This is a genomic window from Franconibacter daqui, from assembly GCF_014644275.1.
GTDB lineage: Bacteria > Pseudomonadota > Gammaproteobacteria > Enterobacterales > Enterobacteriaceae > Franconibacter > Franconibacter pulveris.
Map to the genome: position 1 here is coordinate 56,678 of NZ_BMKJ01000009.1, position 26,938 is coordinate 83,615.

The window sequence follows — 26,938 nt, forward strand, 5'->3', positions numbered from 1 at the left end:
TCAGCCGAAGTAGCTCAGGAGAGAGGAGATAACCGTGCGCTGGTTCACAGGCGACAGGTTGTAGAAAAGCGGCAGGCGAACCAGGCGTTCGCTTTCCTGCGTGGTATAACGATCTTCACCCAGGAAGTAGCCAAACTTTTCCCCTGCCGGGCTGCTATGCAGAGGAATGTAATGGAATACGGCCAGGATCTCCGCTTCTTTCAGGTAAGCGATAAGCTGGCTGCGGTCGTCAATATCGCGCAGCTTAATGTAAAACATATGCGCGTTATGGCTGCACTCCTGCGGCACCGAAGGCAGCTCAATGCGCCCGGCCCTCGCCAGCGGAGCCAGCGCATCATAGTAGGTTTGCCACAGCGTCAGACGCTGCTGGTTAATGCGGTCCGCCGCTTCGAGCTGCGCCCACAGATAAGCCGCCTGCAGGTCGGACATCAAATAGCTGGAGCCGATATCGCGCCAGGTATATTTATCCACCTGACCACGGAAGAACTGGCTGCGGTTGGTGCCTTTCTCGCGGATGATTTCCGCACGCTCCACTAACGCCGGGTCGTTGATAAGCGTCGCTCCGCCCTCGCCGCCTGCAGTGTAGTTTTTCGTCTCATGGAAGCTGAAGCAACCGACGTGACCGATGGTCCCCAGCGCACGTCCTTTATAAGTGGACATCACTCCCTGCGCGGCGTCTTCCACCACATACAGATTATGCTTTCTGGCGATAGCCATGATAGCGTCCATTTCACACGCCACCCCCGCGTAATGCACCGGCACGATGGCCCGGGTTTTTTCCGTGATCGCCGCTTCAATCAGGCTCTCGTCGATATTCATCGTATCCGGACGGATATCCACAAACACAATGGTCGCGCCACGCAGTACAAAAGCGTTGGCGGTGGAAACGAAGGTGTAGCTTGGCATGATCACTTCATCGCCCGGCTGAATGTCGAGCAAAATAGCGGCCATTTCCAGCGAGGCGGTGCAGGAAGGCGTCAACAGCACCTTTTTGCTGCCGAAGCGCTGTTCCAGCCACTGCTGGCAGCGACGGGTAAAGCCGCCATCGCCGCATAGCTTGCCGCTGCCCATCGCCGACTGCATGTAATCAATTTCCGTACCCACCACTGGCGGAGCATTAAATGGGATCATTTGTTCACCTGTAGAGCCAGTAAGCAGTGCTTTCCACGTTCGCACCGCTTTGAATATAGCGACGAAGCGCGGCGATATTTCCAACCTGCGTTGCGACACGCAGCGTGGAAAGCCCTCGCGTTGCGCACCACTCTTGCGCCGCCTGCATTAATATCTCACCGATACCGCGCCCTGCCAGCAGACCAATGCGCGCCTCCTGTTCGTTTAACTGCCGTAGCGTAACAAAGCCACGCAACGAACCATCCGGCGCCTGCATTATCAGACAGGCGTGATCGAAAGCGCCTTTTACGGCGTTCTCCACCCACTGCGCATAGAACTGACCGCTCGCGTCCGCCGGATACCAGGGGGCGCGAAAGCGGCTTTGAGCAAAGACGGCAGCGGCGGCGGCGCGCAGCGCCGGAACATCTTCTTCCTGAGCCACGGACAACGCCGTTGATGAAGACGCGGCGGCCACGGGCAAAACCAAATCCACTTCGCCCTCAACCAGCTGAAAACCAAGCTGTTGCAGCGCATCGAGTAAATCCGCGCGTTGCGTCGGAACTTTCGCCTGCACCCGCTGCCATGCGTCCAGCTGTGAAATATCCACCACCGGCGCTTCATCGGCGAAACGCATAATCGCGCTACGCAGACCAAAAAAATGGCTTTCCCAGTCAAGTGGGGCCAGCGTCGCTTTTACCGTCATACTTTTCCTCACAAGCTCTCAGGGTAATGAGCCCGCAAAAAAGCGCGTGACATTAGCGCCATACGCCTTTGGTATCTATCACCCACTGCTGGGTGATGGCCTCGCCTGCAATAGCCCTGAACTCTTTGTGGTCGACCAGCATCACCAGCACGTCCGCACTGCGCAGCGCTTCTTCAAGCGCCACCAGCTGGCATTTTCCGGAGAGCTTATTCGGCAGTTGATGAATATTCGGTTCCACCACCAACGTTTCACCGCTGTGCCAGTCGGCAATCAGCTGGGCTATCTCCATCGCCGGGCTTTCACGCAAGTCGTCAATGTTTGGCTTGAACGCCAGGCCAAAGCAGGCGATTTTCAGTTCAGAGGCGCGCTTGTTGGTTACCGCGAGGCAGTCGGCGACACGTTCCTTCACCTGATGAATAACCCAGTGCGGTTTGCTGTCGTTCACTTCGCGAGCGATACGGATAAGCCGCGCCTGCTGTGGGTTTTGCGCCACAATAAACCACGGGTCCACTGCAATGCAGTGCCCGCCAACGCCCGGGCCAGGTTGCAGAATATTAACGCGGGGATGACGGTTGGCGAGGCGGATAAGCTCCCAGACGTTAATGTCTTGCTCGGCGCAAATGAGCGAAAGTTCGTTAGCAAAAGCGATATTGACGTCGCGAAAGCTATTTTCAGTCAGCTTGCACATCTCCGCCGTGCGGGCGTTAGTTAGTACGCACTCGCCTTCAAGGAAAATTTTATAGAGTTCGCTGGCGCGCGCTGAACAGGCTGGCGTCATACCGCCTATCACGCGGTCATTTTTAATCAGCTCGACCATCACCTGCCCCGGCAGCACGCGCTCAGGACAATAGGCGATATTAACGTCCGCGCTTTCGCCTGCCTGCTGCGGAAAGGTCAGATCGCTGCGCAGCGCGGCAAGCCACTGCGCCATCTGTTCTGTCGCGCCGACTGGCGAGGTAGATTCCAGAATGACCAGCGCTCCTTTTTTTAATACCGGCGCGATAGATTGCGCCGCCGCCTGCACATAAGTCATATCAGGCTCGTGTTCGCCTTTGAACGGCGTTGGCACAGCAATCAAGAAAGCATCCGCTTCTTCAGGACGGGTGGTGGCGCGCAGATAGCCTGCCTGCACCGCCGTTTTCACGACCTGATCTAACTCAGGTTCGACGATATGAATTTCACCGCGGTTGATGGTGTCAACGGCGTGCCGGTTGATATCAATACCAATAACCCGCTTTTGTCGTGAAGCAAAAGCCGCCGCAGTTGGCAAACCGATATATCCCAGACCAATCACCGAGATGGTATTAAAACTCATACTGATATCCGATTATTTTTCAGTGCGTGCAGAATCCGCTCACAGGCCTGCCCGTCGCCGTAAGGGTTATGAGCATGGCTCATGGCCAGATACTCATCCTCGTTGTGAAGTAATTTTGTGACTTCGTGGACAATATGGTCGGCATTAGTGCCGACCAAACGAACAGTCCCGGCTCTCACCGCTTCCGGTCGTTCTGTGGTATCGCGCATCACCAGGACCGGCTTGCCGAGCGACGGCGCCTCTTCCTGAATGCCGCCGGAGTCGGTCAAAATCAGCCAAGCGTGATTCATCAGCCAGACAAAGGGGAGATATTCTTGCGGTTCAATGAGCACCACGTTTTCTACATGGCCCAGGATACGTTTCACCGGCTCCAGAACGTTTGGATTCATATGCACTGGATATACAATTTGCACATTCTGATTTCGCGCGGCGATTTCGGCCAGCGCCTTGCAGATTTGCTCAAATCCTTCGCCAAAGCTTTCTCGACGGTGTCCGGTTACCAGAATTAATTTTTTATCACTGTCTAAAAATGAATATTGCTTAGCCAGCGAAACGCGCAGGCTATCATCCGACATCACCCGATCGCGTACGGAAATTAAAGCATCGACGACGGTATTGCCGGTAACAAAAATATGGTTTTCCGGTATACGTTCGTGCAGCAGGTTTTGGCGGGCGTCTTGTGTCGGAGCAAAATGATACATGGCCAAATGGCCTGTCAGGGTGCGGTTTGCCTCTTCCGGCCACGGCGAATAGAGATCCCCGGTACGCAAACCAGCTTCCACATGCCCCACCGGAATGCGCTGGTAAAAGGCAGCCATGCTCGCCGCCATTGTTGTCGTCGTGTCGCCATGCACCAGCACCACGTCAGGCCGGAAAGATTCCAGAATGGGCTTCATGCCTTCAAGGATACGGCAGGTAATTTCCGTAAGTCCCTGGCCAGGTTTCATAATATTTAAATCATAGTCTGGCACAATGGAAAACAGATTCAGAACCTGATCCAGCATTTCACGATGCTGGGCAGTGACGCAGACTCTTGCTTCAAAAAAAGGATCTTTTGCCAGCGCGTGCACCAGCGGCGCCATCTTAATTGCTTCCGGACGCGTGCCAAAAACGGTTAGTACTTTCACAACGTTTCTCTTAAGTTTACCGGTGGAGGCGAGACCGCCTCCACTTAAAGCGCCGTTGTTACTCTGGACGACGGCGAGCCAGTGCAACGCCTGCGCCAATCAACACACCCACAGTACCCCACATAATCATCAAAAATGCGCGACGCGGGCTATCGCGCTTGACAGGTTCTTCCGGAGTGCGCAGGTAACGATAGGTTTGAAAACGGGGATCGAGGACGGGGCCAACATTGAGTGTCGCCAGCATAGCCCGGTTTTGATCGTAGTCGATATCATAGGTCGCGCCGACCGCCTGAAGGTTTTCCAGTCTTGCCTGCAACAGCGGACGTCCGAGCATGAAAAGTTCAGAATCGGGCAATTCATCCGGCGGCACTTCCGTTTCACTGCGAGCAATATTGTGCTGCTGCGCGACCCGCAACGCCTGCTCAACGTTATGGACTTTACGGTCGTAAATCGCTTTCGCTACCGCTTCCTGGCGCTTAACCTGCGCTTTCATCTGTATTGTCCGCGCAGCCCAGGCGCCTTTCAGTTCATCATTAAGATGGCTGGCGGCCCGCTGGCTGGCGAAAGCGACATACTGGCGAAGCAGGTTGTTGGCATCCGGTCCGGTTTCCGCAGTCAGCCGAACATTGTCACTAAGATTGCGGGTGATATCCCCGGCGGTGAACTGAATATTGTCGATAAGCTCATCAAGCAGAGCCGCGTCCGCTTTACTGTTTCCTACTTTACGCTGTTTGTAGTAGTCCGTCTGCAACCAGAAATCCCGGCGAGTATCCCACGAAGAGAGTTGCATAATGAACTCCTTGTAAGCGTCATCCATTACAGAAGGCTGAGCGACCGACCCGTTGTCGGTTTTGATATCCAGGTTGCGCAGAAACTGCTGCTGCGAATAGAAGCCGCCTAACATATTCACCGTCGGCCTGTCTGTAATCGCCGTCGCGCTCCACTCTTGCCTGGCGAAGAGGGTATAGACAAAAGCCCCGATTGCAAACAGCAGCGCAATACCGACAATCCACGCTTTTCCAGTCCAAAGCGTACGGAACAGGCCACGGATATCCAGTTCGTTCTCTGCAACTCTGCCTTGTGCCTCCGGCAATGGTTGTTTCATCGCTTCCCCGCTCTGTTTTATTGAATGGTGGGTTTGTTGTTACTCCGACGCATGCGGCGCTTTACTCGTTTAATAAAACGCGCCACTTTCCATGCCCGTTTAATACAGTAGCCATAAAGAAAAAAGGCCAGCAAAAAGAGCAACAGCATTACCCATTCAGGTATGAAGTGCGCATATTCTGCCGCTACGCCAATGCCAGCCAAAAGCGCGGCAGCGAGCGTAATCAAGACGAACGCCTGGCGGGAAGTAAAACCTGCGCGCATGATAAGATGATGAATATGCTGCCGGTCCGGCGAAAAAGGGCTCATGCCTTTGCGTAGACGGCGATACATAATGGCGACCATATCCATTAATGGAATGGCGATAATCCACAGGGCGGTAACCGGGCTAATGGGGTGCGTTTTACCCTGGGTGGTTTCCAGCAGGATCCAGATAACGGTAAAACCAATCAGCGTACTGCCTGCATCGCCCATAAACACTTTATAGCGACGGCCCAGTACGCCCAGGTTAAGCAGAATGTAAGGCAGGATGGCGGCAATCATCGCAAAACACCACATAGCGAGACTTATCTGTCCATCAAACCAGAGAATGATGCCAATAGCGGCGAATGACACGCAGGAAAGGCCACCAAGCAGCCCGTCAATGCCGTCCACCATATTAAATGCGTTAATGGCGGCCCAGACAGCAAACAGCGTCAGGAAGTAGCCAAAGGGACCCAGCACCATCTCCCATGAGCCAAAAATATAGCCAAGACTGCTGAGGTAAAGACCGCCCACCACCATCATAACAATGCCGATAATCGCCTGAATAGTCGCGCGAATTTTTACGCTGATATCAAACCGATCGTCCAGCGCCCCGACGAGAACGAGGATACCGGCGCAGGTAAGGTAGAGAGATGCGTGGGGAATATAGTAATTTGCGATACCAAATGTAAAACAGATCCCTGCGTAGACAGAAATCCCGCCCACAAGTGGAATTAACCCCTGATGACGCTTACGAAAGTTAGGCTTATCGACCAAACCGATGCGTTTAGCGACTTTTCGAGCGAAGAAAATAAAAACAAAGGTGAACAAAAAAATACTGAGCAGCTCAGTACCAGCGGTTACTAAATTCACAGTATGCGCTCTCTGCAAACGTTAAGTCCGGAGGAAGTATAACCGCGGAGGTTAATCATCAAAAACATATACCACCACTCATCCCTGAACAGACTTTATTATTCATTAAGATAAACATAGCCCAGACTGACTAAGAACAGGCGCATAAATGCCCAAATGCATAACGTATCACGCCGGATATGCTCTCACGGCACGAACGAAAACGCCACGTCGTAACGTGGCGTTCCCCGAGTTTTTAGCGATTACGAGCGCTTCATCATATCAAAGAACTCATCGTTCGTTTTAGTCATCGCCAGCTTATTGATGAGGAATTCCATCGCGTCGATTTCACCCATCGGGTGAATGATTTTGCGAAGAATCCACATCTTCTGCAACTCTTCTTGAGTTGTCAGCAACTCTTCTTTACGGGTGCCGGAGCGGTTGTAATCAATGGCCGGGAATACACGTTTTTCCGCAATCTTACGGGACAGGTGCAATTCCATGTTGCCGGTGCCTTTAAACTCTTCGTAGATAACTTCGTCCATTTTGGAGCCAGTATCAATCAGAGCAGTCGCAATAATGGTCAGGCTGCCGCCCTCTTCCACGTTACGCGCGGCGCCGAAGAAACGCTTCGGACGATGCAGGGCGTTCGCGTCAACACCACCGGTCAACACTTTGCCGGATGCCGGCACAACGGTGTTGTAGGCGCGCGCCAGACGGGTAATGGAGTCCAGCAGAATGATAACGTCTTTTTTATGCTCTACCAGACGCTTGGCCTTCTCGATGACCATTTCGGCGACCTGAACGTGGCGGGATGCCGGCTCGTCGAAGGTGGAAGCAACCACTTCGCCTTTAACCAGACGCTGCATCTCGGTCACTTCTTCCGGGCGCTCGTCGATAAGCAGCACCATGAGCACGCAATCCGGATGGTTATAAGCGATGCTCTGCGCAATGTTCTGCAGCAGCATGGTTTTACCCGCTTTCGGCGGCGCTACAATCAGACCACGCTGACCGCGGCCAATCGGAGAAGCAAGGTCCAGCACGCGAGCGGTTAAATCTTCGGTGGAGCCGTTGCCGCGCTCCATACGCAGACGGGAGTTCGCATGCAGCGGCGTTAAGTTTTCGAACAGGATCTTGTTGCGCGCGTTTTCCGGCTTATCGAAGTTAACCTCGTTCACCTTCAGCAGTGCAAAGTAACGCTCGCCTTCTTTTGGCGGTCGAATCTTACCGGAGATGGTGTCCCCTGTGCGGAGGTTGAAACGGCGGATTTGGCTGGGAGATACGTAGATGTCGTCAGGACCGGCGAGGTAGGAGCTGTCTGCGGAGCGGAGGAAACCGAATCCATCCTGCAATATCTCCAGCACACCGTCGCCAAAAATATCTTCGCCACTCTTCGCGTGCTGTTTCAGGATGGCGAAAATAATGTCCTGTTTGCGCATACGGGCCAGGTTTTCCAGCCCCATATTTTCGCCGAGAGTGATCAGCTCAGAAACCGGCGTATTCTTTAATTCGGTAAGATTCATAATGGTGGGTTCTTAAACTCGGGGTAAATCTCGAACGTATTTGTGAATGGAATGGCAGGATCATCCATGCCTGTTAGTGGCTTTCAACTCATGTCTGTACGCTGTCTGGTCACAGGAAAGAACGCAGAACTGAAACGACGAGACGGATTGAGTGATAGCCCCGGAACAATTCACTTCTCGCGTACCGCTTTGGTGCTGGTATTGAATGGCGGGAAGTGTCGGGTATTACAAGATTCAAACTAAAAGGTAAGTTTAAATGAAGCTGAAAAATAACTTAGCATGACTCACGCCGGGCGTCCAGCGGTCCGGACAATTTCCGGAATTCTGTTCGCACCGGCGCAAAAGTTCTTACGTTTTACTCCAGAAGATTAGGCCTTTCATGTTGGTGTAGCATTAACCAACATAAGGTTGACTTTATTTCACCGGATACGCTTTCGTAAAGCAATAGTTAGCTGATATTCTACCACACTATGAGCAAAACACATTTAACAGAACAGAAGTTTTCCGACTTCGCCCTGCACCCTAAAGTGGTGGAAGCCCTTGAAAAGAAAGGCTTTCATAATTGCACCCCTATTCAGGCACTGGCACTCCCGTTAACGCTGACGGGACGTGACGTTGCAGGGCAGGCGCAAACCGGTACCGGCAAAACGATGGCGTTTTTAACGTCAACGTTTCATTATCTACTCTCACATCCGGCCGCTGAAAACCGTCAGGTGAACCAGCCTCGCGCTCTGATTATGGCGCCGACCCGCGAACTGGCGGTGCAGATTCATTCTGATGCCGAACCGCTGGCGCAGGCGACCGGTATTAAGCTTGGCCTGGCTTACGGCGGCGACGGCTACGACAAACAGCTGAAAGTGCTGGAAAGCGGCGTCGATATTCTTATCGGCACCACTGGTCGTCTCATCGACTACACCAAACAGAACCACATTAACCTCGGCGCTATTCAGGTCGTAGTGCTGGACGAAGCCGACCGCATGTACGATCTCGGCTTTATTAAAGATATCCGTTGGCTGTTCCGCCGCATGCCGCCTGCAACGCAGCGCCTGAACATGCTCTTTTCCGCTACGCTCTCTTACCGCGTTCGCGAGCTCGCCTTCGAGCAAATGAACAATGCGGAATACGTAGAAGTGGAGCCGGAACAAAAAACAGGCCACCGTATTAAAGAAGAGCTCTTCTACCCTTCTAACGAAGAAAAAATGCGTTTGCTGCAAACCATTATTGAAGAAGAGTGGCCGGAGCGCGCCATTGTTTTCGCCAACACGAAACACCGTTGCGAAGATATCTGGGGACATCTGGCGGCGGATGGTCATCGCGTCGGTCTGCTGACAGGCGACGTGGCGCAGAAAAAACGCCTGCGCATTCTTGAAGAGTTTACCCGCGGCGATCTTGATATTCTGGTCGCAACGGACGTGGCGGCGCGCGGCCTGCATATTCCGGCGGTGACGCACGTCTTTAACTACGATCTGCCGGATGACTGCGAAGATTATGTCCACCGTATTGGCCGTACTGGCCGTGCAGGCGCCAGCGGCCACTCAATCAGCCTCGCCTGTGAAGAGTACGCGCTGAACCTGCCGGCGATAGAAAGCTATATCGGCCACACCATTCCGGTAAGCAAGTACAACCCGGATGCGCTGTTAAGCGAACTGCCGCCGCCGAAGCGCCTGACGCGCACGCGTTCCGGCAACGGCCCGCGCCGTACAGGCGGCGCCCCGCGCAACCGTCGTCGCACAGGGTAACGTGTTATGCGCAGCTCCACCTCCCTCTATGCGGCAATTGATTTAGGCTCGAACAGCTTTCATATGCTGGTGGTGCGCGAGGTGGCAGGAAGCATTCAAACGCTGTCTCGCATCAAGCGTAAGGTTCGCCTGGCGGCGGGCCTTAGCGCGGACAATCTTCTTTCTGCTGAAGCGATGGAGCGCGGCTGGCAGTGTCTGCGCCTTTTTGCCGAGCGGCTGCAGGATATCCCCCCTGAGCAAGTGCGCGTAGTGGCGACCGCCACGCTGCGGCTGGCTAGTAACTCCCAGGAATTTATTGCACGCGCGCAGGAAATCCTGGGCTGTCCGGTGCAAGTCATTAAGGGCGAAGAAGAAGCGCGGCTGATTTATCAGGGCGTAGCGCATACCACTGGCGGCGCGGATCAGCGTCTGGTCGTGGACATCGGCGGCGCCAGCACAGAACTGGTTACCGGCACCGGCGCCCACGCCACTTCACTCTTCAGTCTGTCGATGGGCTGCGTCACCTGGCTTGAACGCTTTTTTACCGACCGTAGCCTTACCAAAGAAAACTTCGCCGCCGCCGAACAGGCCGCCAGTGAAGTTTTACAGCCTGTGATTAACGACCTTCGCCAGCACGGCTGGAAAATCTGCGTCGGCGCCTCCGGCACCGTTCAGGCGCTGCAGGAAATTATGATGGCGCAGGGCATGGATGAGCGCATCACCCTGGCCAAGCTGCAGCAGTTAAAAGCGCGCGCTATCGCCTGCGGCCGTCTGGAAGAGCTGGAGATTGAAGGTCTGACGCTTGAACGCGCGCTGGTTTTTCCAAGCGGCCTTGCCATTCTGTTAGCCATTTTCAACGAGCTCCACATTGAATGTATGACGCTTGCGGGCGGCGCGCTGCGTGAAGGCCTGGTTTACGGCATGCTGCATCTTGCCGTCGATCAGGATATCCGCAGCCGCACGCTGAAGAACATTCAGCGCCGTTTTATGGTGGATACCGAACAGGCGGAGCGCGTGGCTCAACTGGCGGACCGTTTCGCCGAAACGCTGGCCGGGGAATGGGATCTCGACGCGCTTAGCCGCCAGCTGCTGCGCAGCGCCTGCCTGCTGCACGAGATTGGCCTGAGCGTCGATTTTAAACGCGCGCCGCAGCATGCCGCGTATCTGGTGAGCAACCTGGATCTGCCCGGCTTTACCCCCGCGCAAAAGAAACTGCTGTCAACACTGCTGCTTAACCAGACCAACCCGGCGGATCTCTCCTCGCTGCATCAGCAAAACGCCGTACCGCCCCGCGTAGCGGAGCGCTTATGTCGTTTGCTGCGCCTGGCAATTATTTTCGCCAATCGCCGTCGTGATGATTTACTGCCTGATATTAACGTTAAAGCGCAGGGCGAAACGCTTTCGCTGGCTTTACCGGAAGGCTGGCTGGCGGCGCATCCGCTGGGCGCGGAGCTAATAGAACAGGAGAGCCAGTGGCAAAGCTACGTTCACTGGTCGCTGGAGATAAAATAAAAGCCTCCCGAGGGAGGCTTTTTCGCTTTAACCGCCGCGCGCTTTCGCCAGCATCGCTTTAATATTCGCTACGTTCGCCTGCCCTTTTTGCATTCGCTCTTCGGCCGAGACCACTTTGCGTTCGGTTTCCCAGGCCAGGTCGTCCTGCGGCAGCTCCAGTAAAAAGCGGCTCGGCTCCGGGCGCACCAGCTCGCCATACTGCCGACGCTCTTTGCATAACGTAAAAATGAGTTCTTTCTGCGCACGCGTGATGCCGACGTAAGCCAGACGCCGCTCTTCGTCGATATTGTCTTCATCAATGCTGCTCTGGTGCGGCAGTAATCCCTCTTCCATGCCGACCAGAAAAACATACGGGAACTCCAGGCCTTTTGAAGCATGAAGGGTCATTAACTGAACCTGATCGAGCTCTTCTTCGCTTTCACCGCGCTCCATCATATCGCGCAGCGTAAAACGGGTGACGACCTGAGTCAGCGTCATCGGCTCGTCCAGTTCCGTGCCTTCCAGCATCTCCGTCATCCAGCTAAAGAGCTGGTTAACGTTTTTCATACGCATTTCGGCGGCCTTCTGGCTGGGCGACGTTTCATAAAGCCAGGCTTCGTAATCGATGCCGTGGATAAGATCGCGCACGGCAGCCACCGGCTCCCTCTCGCTCAGACGCGCCACGTCGCCAAGCCAGTGGGTAAAGCGCGTCAACGACTCATAGCCGCGTCCGGTCAGCGTCTGGCTCAGCCCCATGTCGAAGCTGGCGGTGAACAAGCTTTTGTTCCGGCTCATCGCCCATTCGCCCAGTTTCTGCAGGGTCGCCGGGCCAATCTCGCGCTTGGGCGTATTTACAATGCGCAGAAAAGCGCTGTCGTCGTCGGGGTTAGTCAGCACGCGCAGGTAAGCGAGCAAGTCTTTGATTTCTGGTCGGGAGAAAAACGAGGTTCCGCCGGAGATCCGGTAAGGAATACGGTTCTGCATCAGCAGCTTTTCAAATACGCGCGACTGATGGTTGCCGCGGTAAAGAATGGCGTAATCCTTATACTGCGTCTTATTAATAAAGTGATGGGCGATAAGCTCGCCGGTTACGCGCTCCGCCTCATGCTCTTCGTGATTGGCCGTCAGCACTTTCAGTTCCGGACCATATCCCAGTTCGGAAAAGAGCTTTTTCTCGAAGACGTGCGGGTTGTTGGCGATAAGGATGTTTGCCGCTTTCAGAATGCGTCCGGACGAGCGGTAGTTCTGCTCAAGCTTGATAACCTGCAGCGCCGGAAAATCCTGACTCAGCAGCACGAGGTTTTGCGGGCGCGCCCCTCGCCAGGAGTAGATAGACTGATCGTCATCGCCCACCACGGTGAAGCGCGCCCGCGCGCCCACCAACAGCTTCACCAGCTCATACTGGCTGGTATTGGTATCCTGGTACTCATCCACCAGCAGGTAGCGAATGCGGTTTTGCCAGCGCTCGCGCACCTCTTCGTTGCGCTGAAGCAGCAGCGTCGGCAGCAGAATCAGGTCGTCAAAATCGAGCACGTTACAGGCTTTCAGATGCGCGTCGTACAGGCCGTAACAGTGGGCGAAAATACGGTCCCGCTCGCCTTTGGCCTGCGCCGCGGCCTGAAGCGGGTTGAGCAGGTCGTTCTTCCAGTTTGAGATGGTGGAGATAAGCTGTTGCAACAGCGATTTATCATTCTCCACCAGCCCTTCCGTCAGCTCTTTGATGAGCGCCATCTGGTCGGTGTCGTCAAACAACGAGAAATTGGCTTTCATCCCCAGCGCGTTATATTCCCGCTTGATGATCTCCAGCCCCAGCGTGTGGAAAGTAGAAATCATCAGCCCGCGCGCCTCTTTGCGCCCGAGGGTTTGCGCCACGCGCTCTTTCATTTCTCGCGCCGCTTTGTTGGTAAAAGTCACCGCCGCGATGTGTTTCGCCTGATAGCCGCAGCCGCGGATAAGATGGGCGATTTTATTGGTAATGACGCGTGTTTTACCCGAGCCCGCGCCCGCCAGCACCAGGCAGGGTCCGGTTACATATTCTACGGCTTGTTGTTGGCCTGGGTTTAAACGCATAAGTTACTCAGTGAAAGTCAGAAGAGAAGGCAGATCCCCACGGCAGGTACAGCAGTACGAAGGGGAAAAGAGCGTGGTAGTATAGCGAGCGTTATTCATCCCACTCAAGGCACGATCATGGCAAAAACCGCAGCAGCAATGCATATCCTTGTTAAAGAAGAAAAATTGGCACTGGATCTGCTGGAACAAATCAAAAACGGCGGCGATTTCGAAAAGCTGGCTAAGAAACACTCTACTTGCCCGTCCGGTAAAAAGGGCGGACACCTGGGCGAATTCCGTCAGGGTCAGATGGTTCCGGCGTTCGATAAAGTGGTCTTCTCCTGCCCGGTGCTGGAGCCGACCGGCCCGCTGCACACCCAGTTCGGCTACCACATCATTAAAGTGCTGTACCGAAACTAATAAAAAGGCCTTCTCTCAGAGAAGGCCTTTTTGCTTTCGTGCGCGCCTGGCGTTTTCTGGCGACTGGCGTTGGCGAACGGTGCCAACGCCGCTGCGGGTCAAAAGACGACGGCGTAAATATTCCCCTAAGGATTTTGGCTTGCAGCAAGGCGGCAAGAGAGCACATCCCCAGGAGCATAGACTCACTATGCGACTGGGGTGGGCGAACGATGCCAACGCCGCTGCGGGTCAAAAGACGACGGCGTTGGTATTCCCCTAAGGATTTTGGCTTGCAGCAAGGCGGCAAGAGAGCACATCCCCAGAAGCATAGACTCACTATGCGACTGGGGTGGGCGAATGATACCAACGCCGCTGCGGGTCAAAAGACGACGGCGTAGGTATTCCCCTATGGATTTTGGCTTGCAGCAAGGCGGCAAGAGAGCGCATCCCCAGAAGCATAGACTCACTATGCGACTGGGGTGGGCGAACGATACCAACGCCGCTGCGGGTCAAAAGACGACGGCGTAGGTATTCCCCTATGGATTTTGGCTTGCAGCAAGGCGGCAAGAGAGCGCATCCCCAGGAGCATAGACTCACTATGCGACTGGGGTGGGCGAACGATGCCAACGCCGCTGCGGGTCAAAAGACGACGGGGAATCAGCCTGCGACGGCAATACGCTTCATATCGGTCATATAACCGCGCAGTTTCTGGCCCACTTTTTCGATCTCGTGGTTGCGGATAGCTTCGTTTACGTCGCGCAGTTGCGCGTTATCAACCGCAGTGCCTTCTACCGCTTTGCCAAGGTCGCCCGGCTGCAGCGTAGTCATAAATTCTTTTAACAGCGGCACCGCAGCGTTAGCGAACAGATAGTTGCCATATTCTGCCGTATCGGAGATAACCACGTTCATTTCATACAGGCGCTTACGGGCAATGGTGTTGGCAATCAGCGGCAGCTCGTGCAGCGATTCGTAGTAAGCGGATTCTTCAATGATGCCGGAATCCACCATGGTTTCGAACGCCAGCTCAACGCCTGCTTTCACCATTGCAATCATCAGCACGCCTTTATCGAAGTACTCTTGCTCGCTGATTTTGCCGTCAAACTGCGGCGCGTTTTCAAAGGCGGTCTGGCCAGTTTCTTCACGCCAGGTCAGCAGTTTCTTATCGTCGTTCGCCCAGTCCGCCATCATGCCGGAAGAGAACTCGCCGGAAATGATGTCGTCCATATGTTTCTGGAACAGCGGCGCCATGATGGTTTTCAGCTGTTCGGAAAGCGCGTAGGCGCGCAGTTTCGCCGGGTTAGAGAGACGGTCCATCATCAGCGTGATGCCGCCCTGCTTCAGCGCTTCGGTAATGGTTTCCCAGCCGTACTGGATCAGTTTTTCTGCGTAGGCCGGGTCGGTGCCCTCTTCCACCAGCTTATCGAAGCAGAGCAGCGAACCCGCCTGCAGCATGCCGCACAGGATGGTCTGCTCGCCCATCAGGTCAGATTTTACTTCTGCAACGAAGGAGGACTCCAGCACGCCTGCACGGTGGCCGCCGGTTGCTGCCGCCCAGGCTTTTGCGATCGCCATGCCTTCGCCTTTCGGGTCGTTCTCCGGGTGAACAGCGATAAGCGTCGGCACACCGAAGCCGCGCTTATACTCTTCACGCACTTCCGTACCCGGGCATTTTGGCGCCACCATCACGACGGTAATGTCTTTACGGATCTGCTCGCCAACTTCTACGATATTGAAACCGTGAGAGTAGCCCAGCGCCGCGCCATCTTTCATCAGCGGCTGTACGGCGCGCACGACGTCAGAGTGCTGCTTGTCCGGCGTCAGGTTAACCACCAGGTCCGCCTGCGGGATCAGTTCTTCATAGGTGCCGACTTTGAAGCCGTTTTCAGTGGCTTTACGCCAGGAGGCGCGTTTTTCCGCGATAGCTTCCGGGCGCAGGGCGTAGGAGATATCGAGGCCGGAGTCACGCATATTTAGCCCCTGGTTCAGGCCCTGCGCGCCGCAACCGACAATGACCACTTTCTTCCCTTTGAGGTAGCTTGCTTCATCGGCGAACTCGTCGCGCGCCATAAAGCGACATTTACCCAGTTGCGCCAGCTGCTGACGCAGATTCAAAGTATTGAAGTAATTAGCCATTGTGTAACTCCGTCGGTGTGATGATGTGCTTTTCTGTTCAGTACGTCAGCCGTGTCATAGCTTACGTGAATGCACCCACTATATGACAGGAAAAGCGTTGCTGAAATTGATATATTAACAACGTCACATTGCAATATTTGCAACATAAACCCGAGGAGCCCGGACTGTGGATTTACGCGACCTGAAAACCTTTTTGCATCTGGCGGATAGCCGGCATTTCGGGCGCAGCGCGCGCGCCATGCATGTCAGCCCGTCGACGCTTTCTCGTCAGATCCAGCGGCTGGAAGAAGACCTCGGCCAGCCCCTTTTCGTGCGCGACAACCGCACCGTCACGCTGACAGAAGCGGGCGAAGAGCTGCGCCAGTTCGCTCAACATACGCTGTTGCAGTACCAGCAGTTGCGCCATACCATCGATCAGCAAGGGCCGTCGCTTTCCGGCGAACTGCACCTGTTCTGCTCGGTGACCGCCGCTTACAGCCATCTGCCGCCGATTCTGGACCGCTTTCGCGCCGAGCATCCTTCGGTTGAGATCAAACTCACCACCGGCGACGCGGCGGATGCGGTGGAAAAAGTCAATTCCGGCGAAGCGGATCTGGCGATTGCCGGTAAGCCTGAAGCGTTGCCCGCCGCCGTGGCGTTCTCAACCCTGGAAAACCTTTCCGTCGTGCTGATAGCACCTGCTCTTCCCTGCCCGGTTCGCACGCAGGTAACGCAACCCGCTCCCGACTGGACGCGAGTGCCGTTTATCCTGCCCGATCAGGGCCCGGTGCGCCGGCGCATTGAGCTATGGTTCCGCCGCCAAAAAATCAGCAACCCGTCCATCTACGCAACAGTAGGCGGGCATGAGGCGATGGTGTCGATGGTGGCGCTCGGCTGCGGCGTGGCGCTTATACCGGAAGTGGTGCTGGAAAACAGCCCTGAGCCGGTGCGTAACCGCGTCATGATCCTCGAGCGCAGCGACGAGAAGACGCCGTTTGAGTTGGGCGTATGCGCGCAAAAAAAGCGGCTGCATGAGCCGCTTGTGGATGCTTTCTGGAAATTACTGCCGGGATATCGTTAACCCGCCAGGAAGAAACGAAACGCCGGGTTATGGCTCTCGTCATGGCAGTCGTAGCCAAGCTCATTGAGTCGGGTTTCGAAGTCCGGCTCGTTGTCGCCCAGTTCAAACGCCGCCAGCACCCGGCCATAGTCCGTTCCATGGCTGCGGTAGTGGAACAGCGAGATATTCCAGTGGGTGCCGAGCGTATGCAGAAACTTAAGCAGCGCGCCGGGAGATTCGGGAAACTCGAAGCTGTAGAGCCGCTCATGCAGCGGACGCGAAGGCCGTCCGCCGACCATATAGCGCACATGCAGCTTCGCCATTTCGTCGTCTGAAAGATCCACTACGCTGTAGCCGCCTTCGGTGAGTTGCGCGATAATTTCATGCCGCTCTTCCAGCCCGCGGCTGATGCGCACGCCGACAAATATGCAGGCGTCTTTAGCGTCCGCAAAGCGGTAGTTAAACTCCGTTACCGCACGTCCTCCCAGCAGCTGACAGAATTTCAGGAAGCTGCCCTTCTCTTCCGGAATAGTCACCGCCAGCAGCGCTTCGCGCTGTTCACCCAGTTCGCAACGCTCAGAGACGTAGCGTAAGCCGTGGAAGTTAACGTTCGCACCGGAAAGCACATGCGCCAGCCGCTCGCCGCGCAGGTTATGCTGGGCGATGTACTTTTTCATGCCCGCCAGCGCCAGCGCGCCGGAAGGCTCCGCCACGGCCCTTACATCTTCAAACAGATCTTTCATCGCCGCACAGATAGCGTCGCTGTCCACCGTCACGATGTCGTCCAGGTATTCCTGACAGACGCGGAAGGTTTCATCGCCAATGCGTTTGACCGCCACCCCTTCGGCAAAAAGCCCGACGCGGGGCAAATCCACCGGCTGCCCCGCATCCAGCGCCGCCTTCAGGCAGGCGGAATCTTCGGCTTCTACCGCGATCACTTTGATCTGCGGCATCAGTTGTTTGATAAGCACCGCCACGCCTGCCGCCAGCCCGCCGCCGCCGACCGGCACGAATACGCGATCGATATGCGCGTCCTGCTGCAGCAGCTCCAGCGCCAGCGTACCCTGACCGGCAATGACTGCCGGATGGTCAAACGGTGGCACCCAGGTAAAGCCCTGCTGTTTAGAAAGCTCAATAGCCTTTGCTTTCGCCTCATCGAAGTTTGCGCCATGCAGCAGTACTTCGCCGCCAAAGCCGCGCACCGCATCCACTTTGATATCCGCTGTCGCCACCGGCATGACAATCAGCGATTTAATACCGAGACGGGCGGAAGAAAACGCCACGCCCTGGGCGTGATTCCCTGCCGAAGCCGTAATCACGCCACGCGCTTTTTGCTCGGCGGTTAAACCGGCAATCATGGCGTAGGCGCCGCGCAGCTTGAAGCTGTGCACCGGCTGGCGGTCTTCGCGCTTCACCAGGATGACGTTATCAAGCCGCGAGGAGAGCTTCTCCATCTTTTGCAGCGGCGTCACCTGGGCGACTTCATACACGGGCGAGCGCAGCACGGCCCGCAAGTATTCCGCCCCACACGGGGCGGCGGATAGCGGTTGCGATTCGGCCATCTTAGCCTCCCAGCTTCGACTTATCGCGCACCGCGCCTTTATCGGCGCTGGTCGCAAGACTTGCGTAAGCGCGCAGCGCGAAGGAAACCTGACGTTCGCGGTTACGCGGAGTCCAGGCATCAGCGCCGCGAGCTTCCTGCGCTTCACGGCGCGCCGCCAGCTCCCGCTCGCTTAATTCAAGCGCAATGCCGCGGTTCGGAATATCGATAGTTATCATGTCGCCATCTTCAATCAGCGCGATATTACCGCCGCTCGCCGCTTCCGGAGAGACGTGGCCGATAGAAAGACCGGAAGTGCCGCCTGAGAAACGGCCGTCGGTGATAAGGGCGCACGCTTTGCCAAGGCCCATCGATTTCAGGAAGGTGGTGGGATAAAGCATCTCTTGCATGCCTGGCCCGCCTTTCGGCCCTTCATAGCGGATCACCACAACGTCGCCTTCGACGACTTTGCCGCCGAGAATCGCTTCTACCGCATCGTCCTGGCTTTCATAGACTTTCGCCGGACCGCGGAATGTCAGAATGCTGTCGTCCACGCCTGCGGTTTTTACGATGCAGCCGTTTTCGGCGAAGTTGCCATAAAGCACGGCGAGACCGCCGTCCTGGCTATAGGCGTGTTCCAGTGAGCGAATACAGCCATCCTGACGGTCGGTATCCAGCGAATCCCAGCGGCAGGATTGCGAAAACGCTTTAGTGGTGCGGATACCCGCCGGGCCGGCGGTGTACATGCTGCGCACCGCATCGTCTTTCGTCAGCATGACGTCATATTGCTCCAGCGTCTGCGGCAGCGTCAGCCCCAGTACGTTGTTGACCTCGCGGTTCAGCAGGCCTGCGCGATCCAGTTCGCCGAGAATGCCGATAACCCCGCCCGCACGGTGCACATCCTCCATGTGATACTTCTGAGTGCTCGGCGCCACCTTGCACAACTGCGGCACTTTACGCGAAAGGCGGTCGATGTCGCTCATGGTGAAATCGATTTCCGCTTCCTGCGCGGCGGCCAGCAGGTGCAATACGGTATTGGTGGAGCCGCCCATAGCGATATCCAGCGTCATGGCGTTTTCAAACGCTGCTTTGCTGGCGATGTTGCGCGGCAGCACGCTGGCGTCATCCTGCTCGTAATAACGTTTGGTCAGGCTAACGATTCGCTTACCGGCATTGATGAAGAGCTCTTTACGGTCGGCGTGGGTCGCCAGCAGCGAGCCATTGCCTGGCTGGGACAGGCCCAGCGCTTCGGTCAGGCAGTTCATGGAGTTGGCAGTGAACATACCGGAGCAGGAACCGCAGGTCGGGCAGGCGGAACGCTCTACCTGATCGCTCTGTTCGTCGCTGACGTTCGGGTTCGCGCCCTGAATCATCGCATCCACCAGGTCGAGCTTGATTATCTGATCGGAAAGCTTGGTTTTACCCGCTTCCATCGGGCCGCCCGAAACAAAAATCACCGGAATGTTAAGGCGCAGTGAGGCCATCAGCATGCCGGGGGTGATTTTATCGCAGTTAGAGATACAGACCATGGCGTCGGCGCAGTGGGCGTTCACCATGTACTCCACGGAATCAGCGATAAGTTCGCGAGACGGCAGTGAATAAAGCATGCCGCCGTGGCCCATAGCGATGCCGTCATCCACCGCGATGGTGTTGAACTCTTTCGCCACGCCGCCTGCGGCTTCAATTTGCTCCGCGACCAGTTTGCCCAGATCGCGCAGATGCACGTGCCCTGGCACGAACTGGGTGAAGGAGTTCACCACCGCGATAATGGGTTTGCCGAAATCGGCGTCGGTCATCCCGGTGGCGCGCCACAGCGCGCGGGCGCCCGCCATGTTGCGGCCGTGAGTCGTAGTGGCAGAACGGTACTTAGGCATGCTTTTTTCACTCCAGTCTGTACATAAGCCGGGCGGCTCTCTGCCGCCCGTGCGTGTGTTATTTTGCTGAGGGGTTAACCTGATCCAACCAGCCCCATTTATCTTCAGTCTCACCCGTAAACAGGCCGAAGAAAGCCTGCTGGATGCGTTTGGTGACCGGGCCGCAGCGGCCTTCGCCCACCTGAATGCCGTCTACGCTGCGCACCGGCGTGATTTCCGCCGCGGTACCAGACATAAACACTTCGTCCGCCAGATAGAGGGATTCGCGAGAGAGCACCTGCTCGCGAACTTCAATGCCGAGATCCTGCGCCAGCTTGATAATGGCGTCGCGGGTGATGCCCGGCAGTGCGGAAGAGGTGAACGGCGGGGTGAACAGAATGCCGTCTTTCACTTCGAACAGGTTTTCGCCCGCGCCTTCAGAGATATAGCCATTCACATCCAGCGCGATACCTTCCTGATAACCGTGACGGCGCGCCTCGCTGCCCACCAGCAGGGAGGAGAGATAATTGCCGCCCGCTTTTGCGGCTGTCGGAATGGTGTTCGGCGCCACGCGGTTCCAGGAGGAAACCATCGCGTCGATCCCTTGATCCAGTGCTTCTGCACCCAGGTAAGCGCCCCACGGGAACGCGGCGATGATCACATCAGTGGTGTAATCCGCAGGCGGGTTGACGCCCATGCCGACATCGCCAACGAAAACCAGCGGGCGAATGTAAGCGCTGGTCAGGTTGTTTTTACGAATGACCTGACGGCACGCTTCCATCAGCTCATCCACGCTCTGGGAAACCGGGAAACGGTAAATTTTGGCGGAATCACGCAGACGCTGCATATGTTCGCGGTGGCGGAAAACCACCGGGCCTTTGTGCGACTCGTAGCAACGAATCCCTTCAAACACCGATGTACCGTAGTGCAACGCATGAGACATTACGTGAACTTTTGCTTCGCCCCACGGAACCATCTCACCGTTGAACCAAATGTAATCAGCTTTTTTCGTCGTCATTTTTCTTCCTTTTGCGCTCAGGCGCGGATTTGTTGTGATGTGGGTTGCTGGATCTCGACGCAGGCAACGTCAACCAGCTTGCTTAATTGAGTAAACAGTAATTCGACAGGCCGAAGGCTGGCAACGGTCAGTTCGATATTTATATTTTCGGCGTTGGAGCCCGTCTCCATATTCATGGCGCAGATCTGAAAACCACGGTGGCGCACCACGCGCAATACGCGTTCCAGCGTTTCCGGACGAAAGCGAGCCTGCACGGCCAGTTGATGTTGCATCATGACAGTTTCTCCAGCATTTGTGAGTTGCTGGCGCCGGGCGGCACCAGAGGCCAGACGTTCTCGTGTTCATCAATCGAGACGTGCAGCAGATATGGCCCTTCGCTATTCAGCATGGTCTCCAGCGCTGCTTCCACCTGGTCTTTACGGGTAATACGCTGGCCGGGAATGCCGAAGGCGTTGGCCAGCATGAGAAAATCGGGGTTATCGGTAAGCGTGGTTTCGCTGTAGCGCTCGGCGAAAAAGAGTTGCTGCCACTGACGAACCATGCCCAGACGCTGGTTATCCAGCAGCACTATCTTCAGCGGCAGTTGCTTTCGCTTCACCGTGCCTAATTCCTGGATGTTCATCATGAACGAGCCGTCGCCGCTGATGCAGATAACCGTATCTTCCGGACGCGCGACCTGCGCGCCTACCGCAGCGGGCAAGCCGAAGCCCATCGTCCCCAGCCCGCTGGAGGTGATGAAGTTTTCAGGGCGGCTGAAGGTCATATGCTGAGCCGTCCACATCTGATGCTGACCAACGTCAGTCGTCACTACGCTATTGAACGGCTTACGCTCAGAGAGCTGCTTTAACAGCAGCGGCGCATAGATAGCTTCGCCCGGATGATCGTAACGCCAGCCCTGCTCCGCACGCAGCCGCGCTACCGCCTGACGCCAATCATCGATAGCCAGCGGCTGCTGCAGAGCAGGCAGCAGCGCGTTGAGCTCGCCCTGCAGCGCAACATGCGCCTGGCGCAACTTGTTGAGTTCCGCCGGGTCGATATCCATATGAATTACGCTGGCGTGCGGCGCAAAGGTATTGAGCTTGCCGGTTACGCGATCGTCGAAACGCGCGCCGACAGCAATCAACAAATCGCACTCCTGCACCGCCAGGTTCGCGGCCTTGGTGCCGTGCATACCCAGCATGCCGAGATAATACGGGTCGGCGGCGTCTACCGCGCCGAGGCCTTTGAGAGTAACGACGGACGGCATGCGCGTCGCCGCCATAAATTCGCGCAGCGCGGGCACTGCCTGCGCCATACCGACGCCGCCGCCAACGTAGAGCATCGGTTTTTGCGCGCCAGCCAGTAACTGGCGGGCCTGCTCCAGTTCGGCATAAGGCAGCGCATTATCACTTTCGATGGTGGAGAGCCACGGTTCCAAATCCCCGCTCGCCAGTTGAATATCTTTTGGAATATCGACCAGTACCGGCCCCGGGCGACCCGAGTTCGCCACCGCAAAAGCTTCTGCGAGCACACGCGGCAACTCGTCGAGAGATTCAACCAGGAAGCTGTGCTTGGTGCAGGCCAACGACAAACCTAAGACATCCACCTCCTGAAAAGCATCGGTGCCGATGAACGGCGCAGCGACCTGGCCGGTGATGGCGACGACGGGGATAGAATCCAGCAGCGCATCAGCAAGGCCGGTGATGAGGTTAGTCGCACCAGGGCCAGAAGTGGCAATGCAGACGCCCGTTTTGCCCGTTGCACGGGCATAGCCGATGGCCGCCATAGCCGCGCCCTGCTCATGCCGGCACAATAGGTGTTCCACGCCGCCGTCGTACAATGCATCATAGACCGGCATTATTGCCCCGCCCGGATAACCGAAAACTGTCTCGACACCCTGCGCTCGCAAAGCATGTACCACCCACTGTGCACCATTCATAGTCAGTTCCCCGCCTTATTTCTCGGCGAACAGAATTTTGTGCTACTACTCATCTTCTGCTCCTCGTTTAAATTTTTAGGTCATAAAAAAACCCCCGGACCTTTCGGTGCGGGGGTTCTCGTTGATTCAGGCTTGATTTTTAAGCCTTTCTTCGTCCAAGTGCAGCCCCGCACGGTGGGATAATAATCACCACCACGCTAATCACGACAAGGCTAATCACTCGTAGAAGGGCTTTCATTTTTGTCTGTTCTTACATCGGATTCGAAGGAATGCCTAAAGAGTTATCACAGAGGTGACAGCAAAGACAAGAAATTTTTATTTCCATTTTAGCAAGCGTGTTAATTATTCTTAATAAAACTATTAATTATCAAAGAGAAACCAAAGATGACAATTTTTCACGAAGTATAAGATTAATGAATGCTTTTTAAGCTTGCTCGGTATTTTACCTTTCAATTTGCGAAACAAGCCGCATAGAAATAATTGCTACTGCAAAATTATTAAAATGTCTGGAACCTGACGCGAAAAAGCCGGAATAGCGCCTCGTAGCGAACCTTTAAGCGGCGCAGGATAGCGATGTAAAGGAGGGGTTATGTCGCTGTCTGTTATTCATACGCGCGCCGCGCTAGGCGTTAACGCGCCGCTGGTCACGGTTGAAGTACATATCAGTGCGGGGCTACCCGGCCTGACCATTGTCGGCCTGCCTGAGACTACGGTGAAAGAGGCCCGGGATCGCGTACGTAGCGCACTCATCAACAGTGGTTATACCTTTCCGGCAAAGAAGATCACTATCAATTTGGCGCCTGCCGATCTCCCTAAAGAGGGCGGCCGCTACGATCTGCCTATCGCAATCGCCCTTCTCGCCGCTTCTGAGCAGCTCAATGCCTCCAGGCTGGGGGACGTCGAGTTTGTTGGCGAACTGGCGCTGACAGGCGCTCTGCGCGGCGTACCGGGAGCCATTTCCGCTGCAATGGAAGCCTTACGCTGCGGTCGACAAATAGTCGTAGCACAAGATAACGCGCCTGAAGTCGGGCTTATCAGCCAGCAGGGTTGTCTGGCCGCTCAGCATCTTCAGGAGGTTTGCGCCTGGCTTGAGGGTAAAGCAACGCTACCGCAGCCTGTAAGCACGCCTGTCGAAACGTGCCAGGCTGAGGGCGACCTCAGCGAGGTTATTGGCCAGCAGCAGGCAAAACGCGCTCTGGAACTGACCGCGGCTGGCGGACATAACTTACTCTTTCTCGGTCCGCCTGGAACCGGTAAAACCATGCTGGCGAGCCGCCTTAACGGTTTGCTACCGCCGCTTAGCGATGAGGAAGCGCTGGAGAGCGCGGCGATATTAAGCCTCGTTGGTGCAGCCTCGCTGCACAAGCACTGGCGACAACGGCCATTCAGGGCGCCTCATCACAGCGCCTCGCTAACAGCGATGGTAGGCGGCGGCGCTATTCCGGCGCCGGGTGAAATTTCGCTCGCGCATAACGGCGTATTATTTCTCGATGAGCTACCTGAGTTTGAAAGGAGGGTGCTGGATGCATTGCGTGAGCCTATAGAATCGGGCCATATTCATATCTCCCGTACGCGAGCGAAGATTAGCTACCCTGCCCGCTTCCAGCTTATTGCCGCGATGAATCCCAGCCCTACGGGGCATTATAAAGGCCCGCATAACCGCAGCTCGCCCGATCAGGTGTTACGTTACCTGGGACGCCTTTCCGGCCCCTTCCTGGACCGTTTCGATATCTCGCTTGAAGTTCCTCTTCTTCCTTCCGGCACGCTCAGCCAGCCGTTAACCGAAGGGGAAACCACAGACTGCGTCAGGAAACGAGTAATAGCAACGCGTCAGCGGCAGCTGGAGCGACAAGGCAAACTTAATGCATTACTGGATAACCATGAGATTCGCCAGCATTGTCATCTGGCAAAAACAGACGCGCAGTGGCTGGAGGAAGCGTTGATAAAACTGGGGCTTTCAGTCCGCGCGTGGCAGCGCTTACTGAAAGTGGCGCGGACGATAGCGGATTGTGAGCAAACCCAACAGATCAGACGGGAGCATCTTCAGGAAGCGCTCCATTATCGCGCCATCGATCGTCTTCTGGCTTATTTACATAACCTTATGTAATAGCCGGAAACGAATTGTCAATGCAGTAACCCGCTCACTGACGCCACATCGCAGGCAATAAAAATGGGGCTAACGCCCCATTTTTATTAATCATCGCTTTCCGCGTAATCATCCGCTCCTTCCATCTGCGGCTTACCGCCGGAGAGGGTATGGAAGCGCTTAGGACGCTTGATACGCGCCATATATTTGGACCATACACGTTCAGCTTCCGTTACTGGCTCGCGCTCACCGCGGCATACTTCTACGAACTGCTTTTCTTCTTCAGTGGTTGGCTCACGCTTACCAAGATCGAGTTCGTTGAAAGCGTAACCAAAGCGTTCCAGCAGTTGTGCTTCTTTGATTGTGAAATCACCATGGCGAGAGAACCCGCGCGGATAATATTTGTTGTCGAAAAATCGATTAGTCGTCGTAAAGCTTTCCGCCATCCTACACGCTCCTAATTCTCTTGGCCGAGCTATTTATGGCGCGGAGTATTAGTTACGCTTGACAGAGTGTAAAACAAAACATTTAAATCATATTGATAAATATTTTTGCGGAGAAAGCTGTGGATACCGACTTGCTGAAAACCTTTCTTGAAGTAAGCAGAACGAGACATTTTGGCCGCGCTGCCGAAGCGCTTTATCTGACGCAGTCAGCGGTAAGTTTTCGTATTCGACAGCTTGAGAACCAGTTAGGGGTGAGCCTTTTCACTCGTCATCGCAATAACATACGATTAACTACCGCAGGCGAGCGATTGCTGCCTTATGCCGAAAGCCTGATGAGCACATGGCAAGCCGCTAAAAAGGAGGTAGCGCATACGACACGGCATAACGAGTTCTCCATAGGGGCCAGCGCCTCGCTATGGGAATGCATGCTGTCGGGGTGGCTGGCGAGGCTTTATCATCAGCATGACGGTATGCAGTTCGAAGCGCGTATAGCCCAGCGCCAATCATTAGTAAAACAACTGCATGAGCGACAGCTTGATCTGCTTATCACCACTGAAGCGCCCAAGATGGATGAGTTCGCCAGCCAGTTATTGGGCAGTTTTTCTTTGGCGCTTTATTGCTCCAGCCCGGAAACAAGCAAAGTCGGGTTGAACTATTTGCGCCTGGAATGGGGACCCGATTTTCAGCAGCACGAATCGGGGCTTCTCGCTCACGATGATGTACCGATGCTAACGACCAGTTCGGCAAAAATTGCACAGCGATTATTACCGGAGCTAAAAGGTTGTACCTGGTTACCCGTGCAATGGGCGAAGGAGAGAACTAATCTCTATACCGTAACGGATAGCCCCGTTCTGTCACGTCCGCTTTATGCTATCTGGCTGCAAAACAGCGATAAGCAGAACGCTATTAAAGAGATCCTGAGAATGTCAGTGCTTTCTTAAAAATCATTAAAGAGACTTATCGTTACAGGGAAGTAACAGGGTGAGTGCGGTAAATAATGCGGTAAATAAGGCAGGAATTTTAGACAAAAAAAATCCTTAGCAAATGCTAAGGATTATTTCTGGCAGGGGCGGAGGGACTCGAACCCCCAACACCCGGTTTTGGAGACCGGTGCTCTACCAATTGAACTACGCCCCTAAATAGGGTGGCGGAACGGACGGGACTCGAACCCGCGACCCCCTGCGTGACAGGCAGGTATTCTAACCGACTGAACTACCGCTCCACCGAATTTTTCTACAACCACCGGTTTGTTGCCCCGGTTTTACTGCTTA

23 protein-coding genes and 2 tRNA genes are annotated in these 26,938 nt (G+C 55.4%); 6 read left to right on the forward strand and 19 right to left on the reverse strand.

What is annotated here, in order from left to right; genetic code table 11:
* From rffA to IEX01_RS21890, 8 genes are all read right to left on the reverse strand, one after another.
* Positions 1–1,131, reverse strand: a complete 1,131-nt coding sequence (rffA, locus tag IEX01_RS20870) for a dTDP-4-amino-4,6-dideoxygalactose transaminase (RefSeq protein WP_048888703.1) — start codon at positions 1,129–1,131, stop codon at positions 1–3.
* A gap of 4 nt (positions 1,132–1,135) precedes the next feature.
* Positions 1,136–1,813 (reverse strand): dTDP-4-amino-4,6-dideoxy-D-galactose acyltransferase, encoded by a 678-nt coding sequence (gene rffC, locus IEX01_RS20875; protein ID WP_048888704.1) that lies wholly within the window; start codon positions 1,811–1,813, stop codon positions 1,136–1,138.
* A 52-nt stretch (positions 1,814–1,865) separates the two neighbouring features.
* Complete coding sequence (gene wecC, locus IEX01_RS20880; protein ID WP_188724474.1) at positions 1,866–3,128, reverse strand: UDP-N-acetyl-D-mannosamine dehydrogenase; 1,263 nt, start codon at positions 3,126–3,128, stop codon at positions 1,866–1,868.
* Positions 3,125–4,255, reverse strand: coding sequence for a non-hydrolyzing UDP-N-acetylglucosamine 2-epimerase (gene wecB / locus IEX01_RS20885; RefSeq protein WP_024558972.1), 1,131 nt, complete (start codon positions 4,253–4,255; stop codon positions 3,125–3,127). Before wecB ends, wecC begins: the two co-directional genes overlap by 4 nt.
* A 58-nt stretch (positions 4,256–4,313) precedes the next feature.
* A complete protein-coding gene (gene wzzE / locus IEX01_RS20890; RefSeq protein ID WP_024558973.1) occupies positions 4,314–5,360 on the reverse strand; it encodes an ECA polysaccharide chain length modulation protein in 1,047 nt (348 codons plus the stop codon).
* 17 nt (positions 5,361–5,377) lie between these two features.
* Positions 5,378–6,475 carry a UDP-N-acetylglucosamine--undecaprenyl-phosphate N-acetylglucosaminephosphotransferase gene (gene wecA / locus IEX01_RS20895; RefSeq protein WP_024559851.1) on the reverse strand — a complete coding sequence of 366 codons (1,098 nt, stop codon included), beginning with the start codon at positions 6,473–6,475 and terminating at the stop codon, positions 5,378–5,380.
* A gap of 242 nt (positions 6,476–6,717) precedes the next feature.
* A complete protein-coding gene (gene rho / locus IEX01_RS20900; RefSeq protein ID WP_004386383.1) occupies positions 6,718–7,977 on the reverse strand; it encodes a transcription termination factor Rho in 1,260 nt (419 codons plus the stop codon).
* Between the two features lie 83 nt (positions 7,978–8,060).
* On the reverse strand, positions 8,061–8,147 hold the full coding sequence (locus IEX01_RS21890) for a rho operon leader peptide (RefSeq protein ID WP_125454280.1): 87 nt from the start codon (positions 8,145–8,147) through the stop codon (positions 8,061–8,063).
* 300 nt (positions 8,148–8,447) lie between these two features.
* On the opposite strand from IEX01_RS21890, the gene rhlB reads away from it, so the two are divergent.
* A complete protein-coding gene (rhlB, locus tag IEX01_RS20905; protein WP_024558975.1) occupies positions 8,448–9,716 on the forward strand; it encodes an ATP-dependent RNA helicase RhlB in 1,269 nt (422 codons plus the stop codon).
* A gap of 6 nt (positions 9,717–9,722) precedes the next feature.
* Positions 9,723–11,207 carry a guanosine-5'-triphosphate,3'-diphosphate diphosphatase gene (gene gppA / locus IEX01_RS20910; RefSeq protein WP_188724475.1) on the forward strand — a complete coding sequence of 495 codons (1,485 nt, stop codon included), beginning with the start codon at positions 9,723–9,725 and terminating at the stop codon, positions 11,205–11,207.
* Between the two features lie 27 nt (positions 11,208–11,234).
* Here gppA and rep read toward each other — a convergent pair whose 3' ends face one another.
* A complete protein-coding gene (gene rep / locus IEX01_RS20915; protein ID WP_024558977.1) occupies positions 11,235–13,256 on the reverse strand; it encodes a DNA helicase Rep in 2,022 nt (673 codons plus the stop codon).
* Positions 13,257–13,373: 117 nt separating this feature from the next.
* Between rep and ppiC the strand changes: the two genes are divergently transcribed.
* Positions 13,374–13,655 (forward strand): peptidylprolyl isomerase PpiC, encoded by a 282-nt coding sequence (ppiC, locus tag IEX01_RS20920; RefSeq protein WP_024555327.1) that lies wholly within the window; start codon positions 13,374–13,376, stop codon positions 13,653–13,655.
* 636 nt (positions 13,656–14,291) lie between these two features.
* Here ppiC and ilvC read toward each other — a convergent pair.
* The gene (ilvC, locus tag IEX01_RS20925) at positions 14,292–15,767 is read right to left on the reverse strand and encodes a ketol-acid reductoisomerase (protein ID WP_024555808.1); all 1,476 of its coding nucleotides are present in this window, start codon (positions 15,765–15,767) and stop codon (positions 14,292–14,294) included.
* A 166-nt stretch (positions 15,768–15,933) separates the two neighbouring features.
* Between ilvC and ilvY the strand changes: the two genes are divergently transcribed.
* Positions 15,934–16,827, forward strand: coding sequence for an HTH-type transcriptional activator IlvY (ilvY, locus tag IEX01_RS20930; protein WP_024555809.1), 894 nt, complete (start codon positions 15,934–15,936; stop codon positions 16,825–16,827).
* On the opposite strand, the gene ilvA is transcribed toward ilvY, so the two are convergent.
* The 6 genes from ilvA to ilvL form a co-directional block, all read right to left on the reverse strand.
* Entirely contained in the window at positions 16,824–18,368 is a 1,545-nt protein-coding gene (gene ilvA / locus IEX01_RS20935) for a threonine ammonia-lyase, biosynthetic (RefSeq protein WP_024555810.1), read from the reverse strand. The two genes, ilvY and ilvA, sit on opposite strands and share 4 nt — an antisense overlap.
* A 1-nt stretch (position 18,369) precedes the next feature.
* Entirely contained in the window at positions 18,370–20,220 is a 1,851-nt protein-coding gene (ilvD, locus tag IEX01_RS20940) for a dihydroxy-acid dehydratase (protein WP_024555811.1), read from the reverse strand.
* A 58-nt stretch (positions 20,221–20,278) separates the two neighbouring features.
* Entirely contained in the window at positions 20,279–21,217 is a 939-nt protein-coding gene (locus IEX01_RS20945) for a branched-chain amino acid transaminase (RefSeq protein WP_024555812.1), read from the reverse strand.
* A 17-nt stretch (positions 21,218–21,234) separates the two neighbouring features.
* Complete coding sequence (ilvM, locus tag IEX01_RS20950; protein ID WP_024555813.1) at positions 21,235–21,492, reverse strand: acetolactate synthase 2 small subunit; 258 nt, start codon at positions 21,490–21,492, stop codon at positions 21,235–21,237.
* Entirely contained in the window at positions 21,489–23,135 is a 1,647-nt protein-coding gene (gene ilvG, locus IEX01_RS20955; protein WP_188724476.1) for an acetolactate synthase 2 catalytic subunit, read from the reverse strand. The genes ilvM and ilvG overlap by 4 nt, the downstream gene beginning before the upstream one ends.
* 139 nt (positions 23,136–23,274) lie before the next feature.
* Entirely contained in the window at positions 23,275–23,373 is a 99-nt protein-coding gene (gene ilvL / locus IEX01_RS20960; protein ID WP_049293751.1) for an ilv operon leader peptide, read from the reverse strand.
* A gap of 351 nt (positions 23,374–23,724) precedes the next feature.
* On the opposite strand from ilvL, the gene IEX01_RS20965 reads away from it, so the two are divergent.
* Entirely contained in the window at positions 23,725–25,242 is a 1,518-nt protein-coding gene (locus IEX01_RS20965; RefSeq protein WP_188724478.1) for a YifB family Mg chelatase-like AAA ATPase, read from the forward strand.
* Between the two features lie 86 nt (positions 25,243–25,328).
* Here IEX01_RS20965 and IEX01_RS20970 read toward each other — a convergent pair whose 3' ends face one another.
* Positions 25,329–25,667: a MaoP family protein gene (locus tag IEX01_RS20970; protein ID WP_024555816.1), complete on the reverse strand. Its 339-nt coding sequence runs from the start codon at positions 25,665–25,667 to the stop codon at positions 25,329–25,331.
* Positions 25,668–25,786: 119 nt separating this feature from the next.
* Between IEX01_RS20970 and hdfR the strand changes: the two genes are divergently transcribed.
* Positions 25,787–26,608 carry an HTH-type transcriptional regulator HdfR gene (gene hdfR / locus IEX01_RS20975; RefSeq protein ID WP_024561593.1) on the forward strand — a complete coding sequence of 274 codons (822 nt, stop codon included), beginning with the start codon at positions 25,787–25,789 and terminating at the stop codon, positions 26,606–26,608.
* 120 nt (positions 26,609–26,728) lie between these two features.
* Here hdfR and IEX01_RS20980 read toward each other — a convergent pair.
* A tRNA-Trp gene (locus IEX01_RS20980) sits at positions 26,729–26,804 on the reverse strand.
* 8 nt (positions 26,805–26,812) lie between these two features.
* Positions 26,813–26,889, reverse strand: a tRNA-Asp gene (locus IEX01_RS20985).
* Positions 26,890–26,938: the final 49 nt, after the last annotated feature.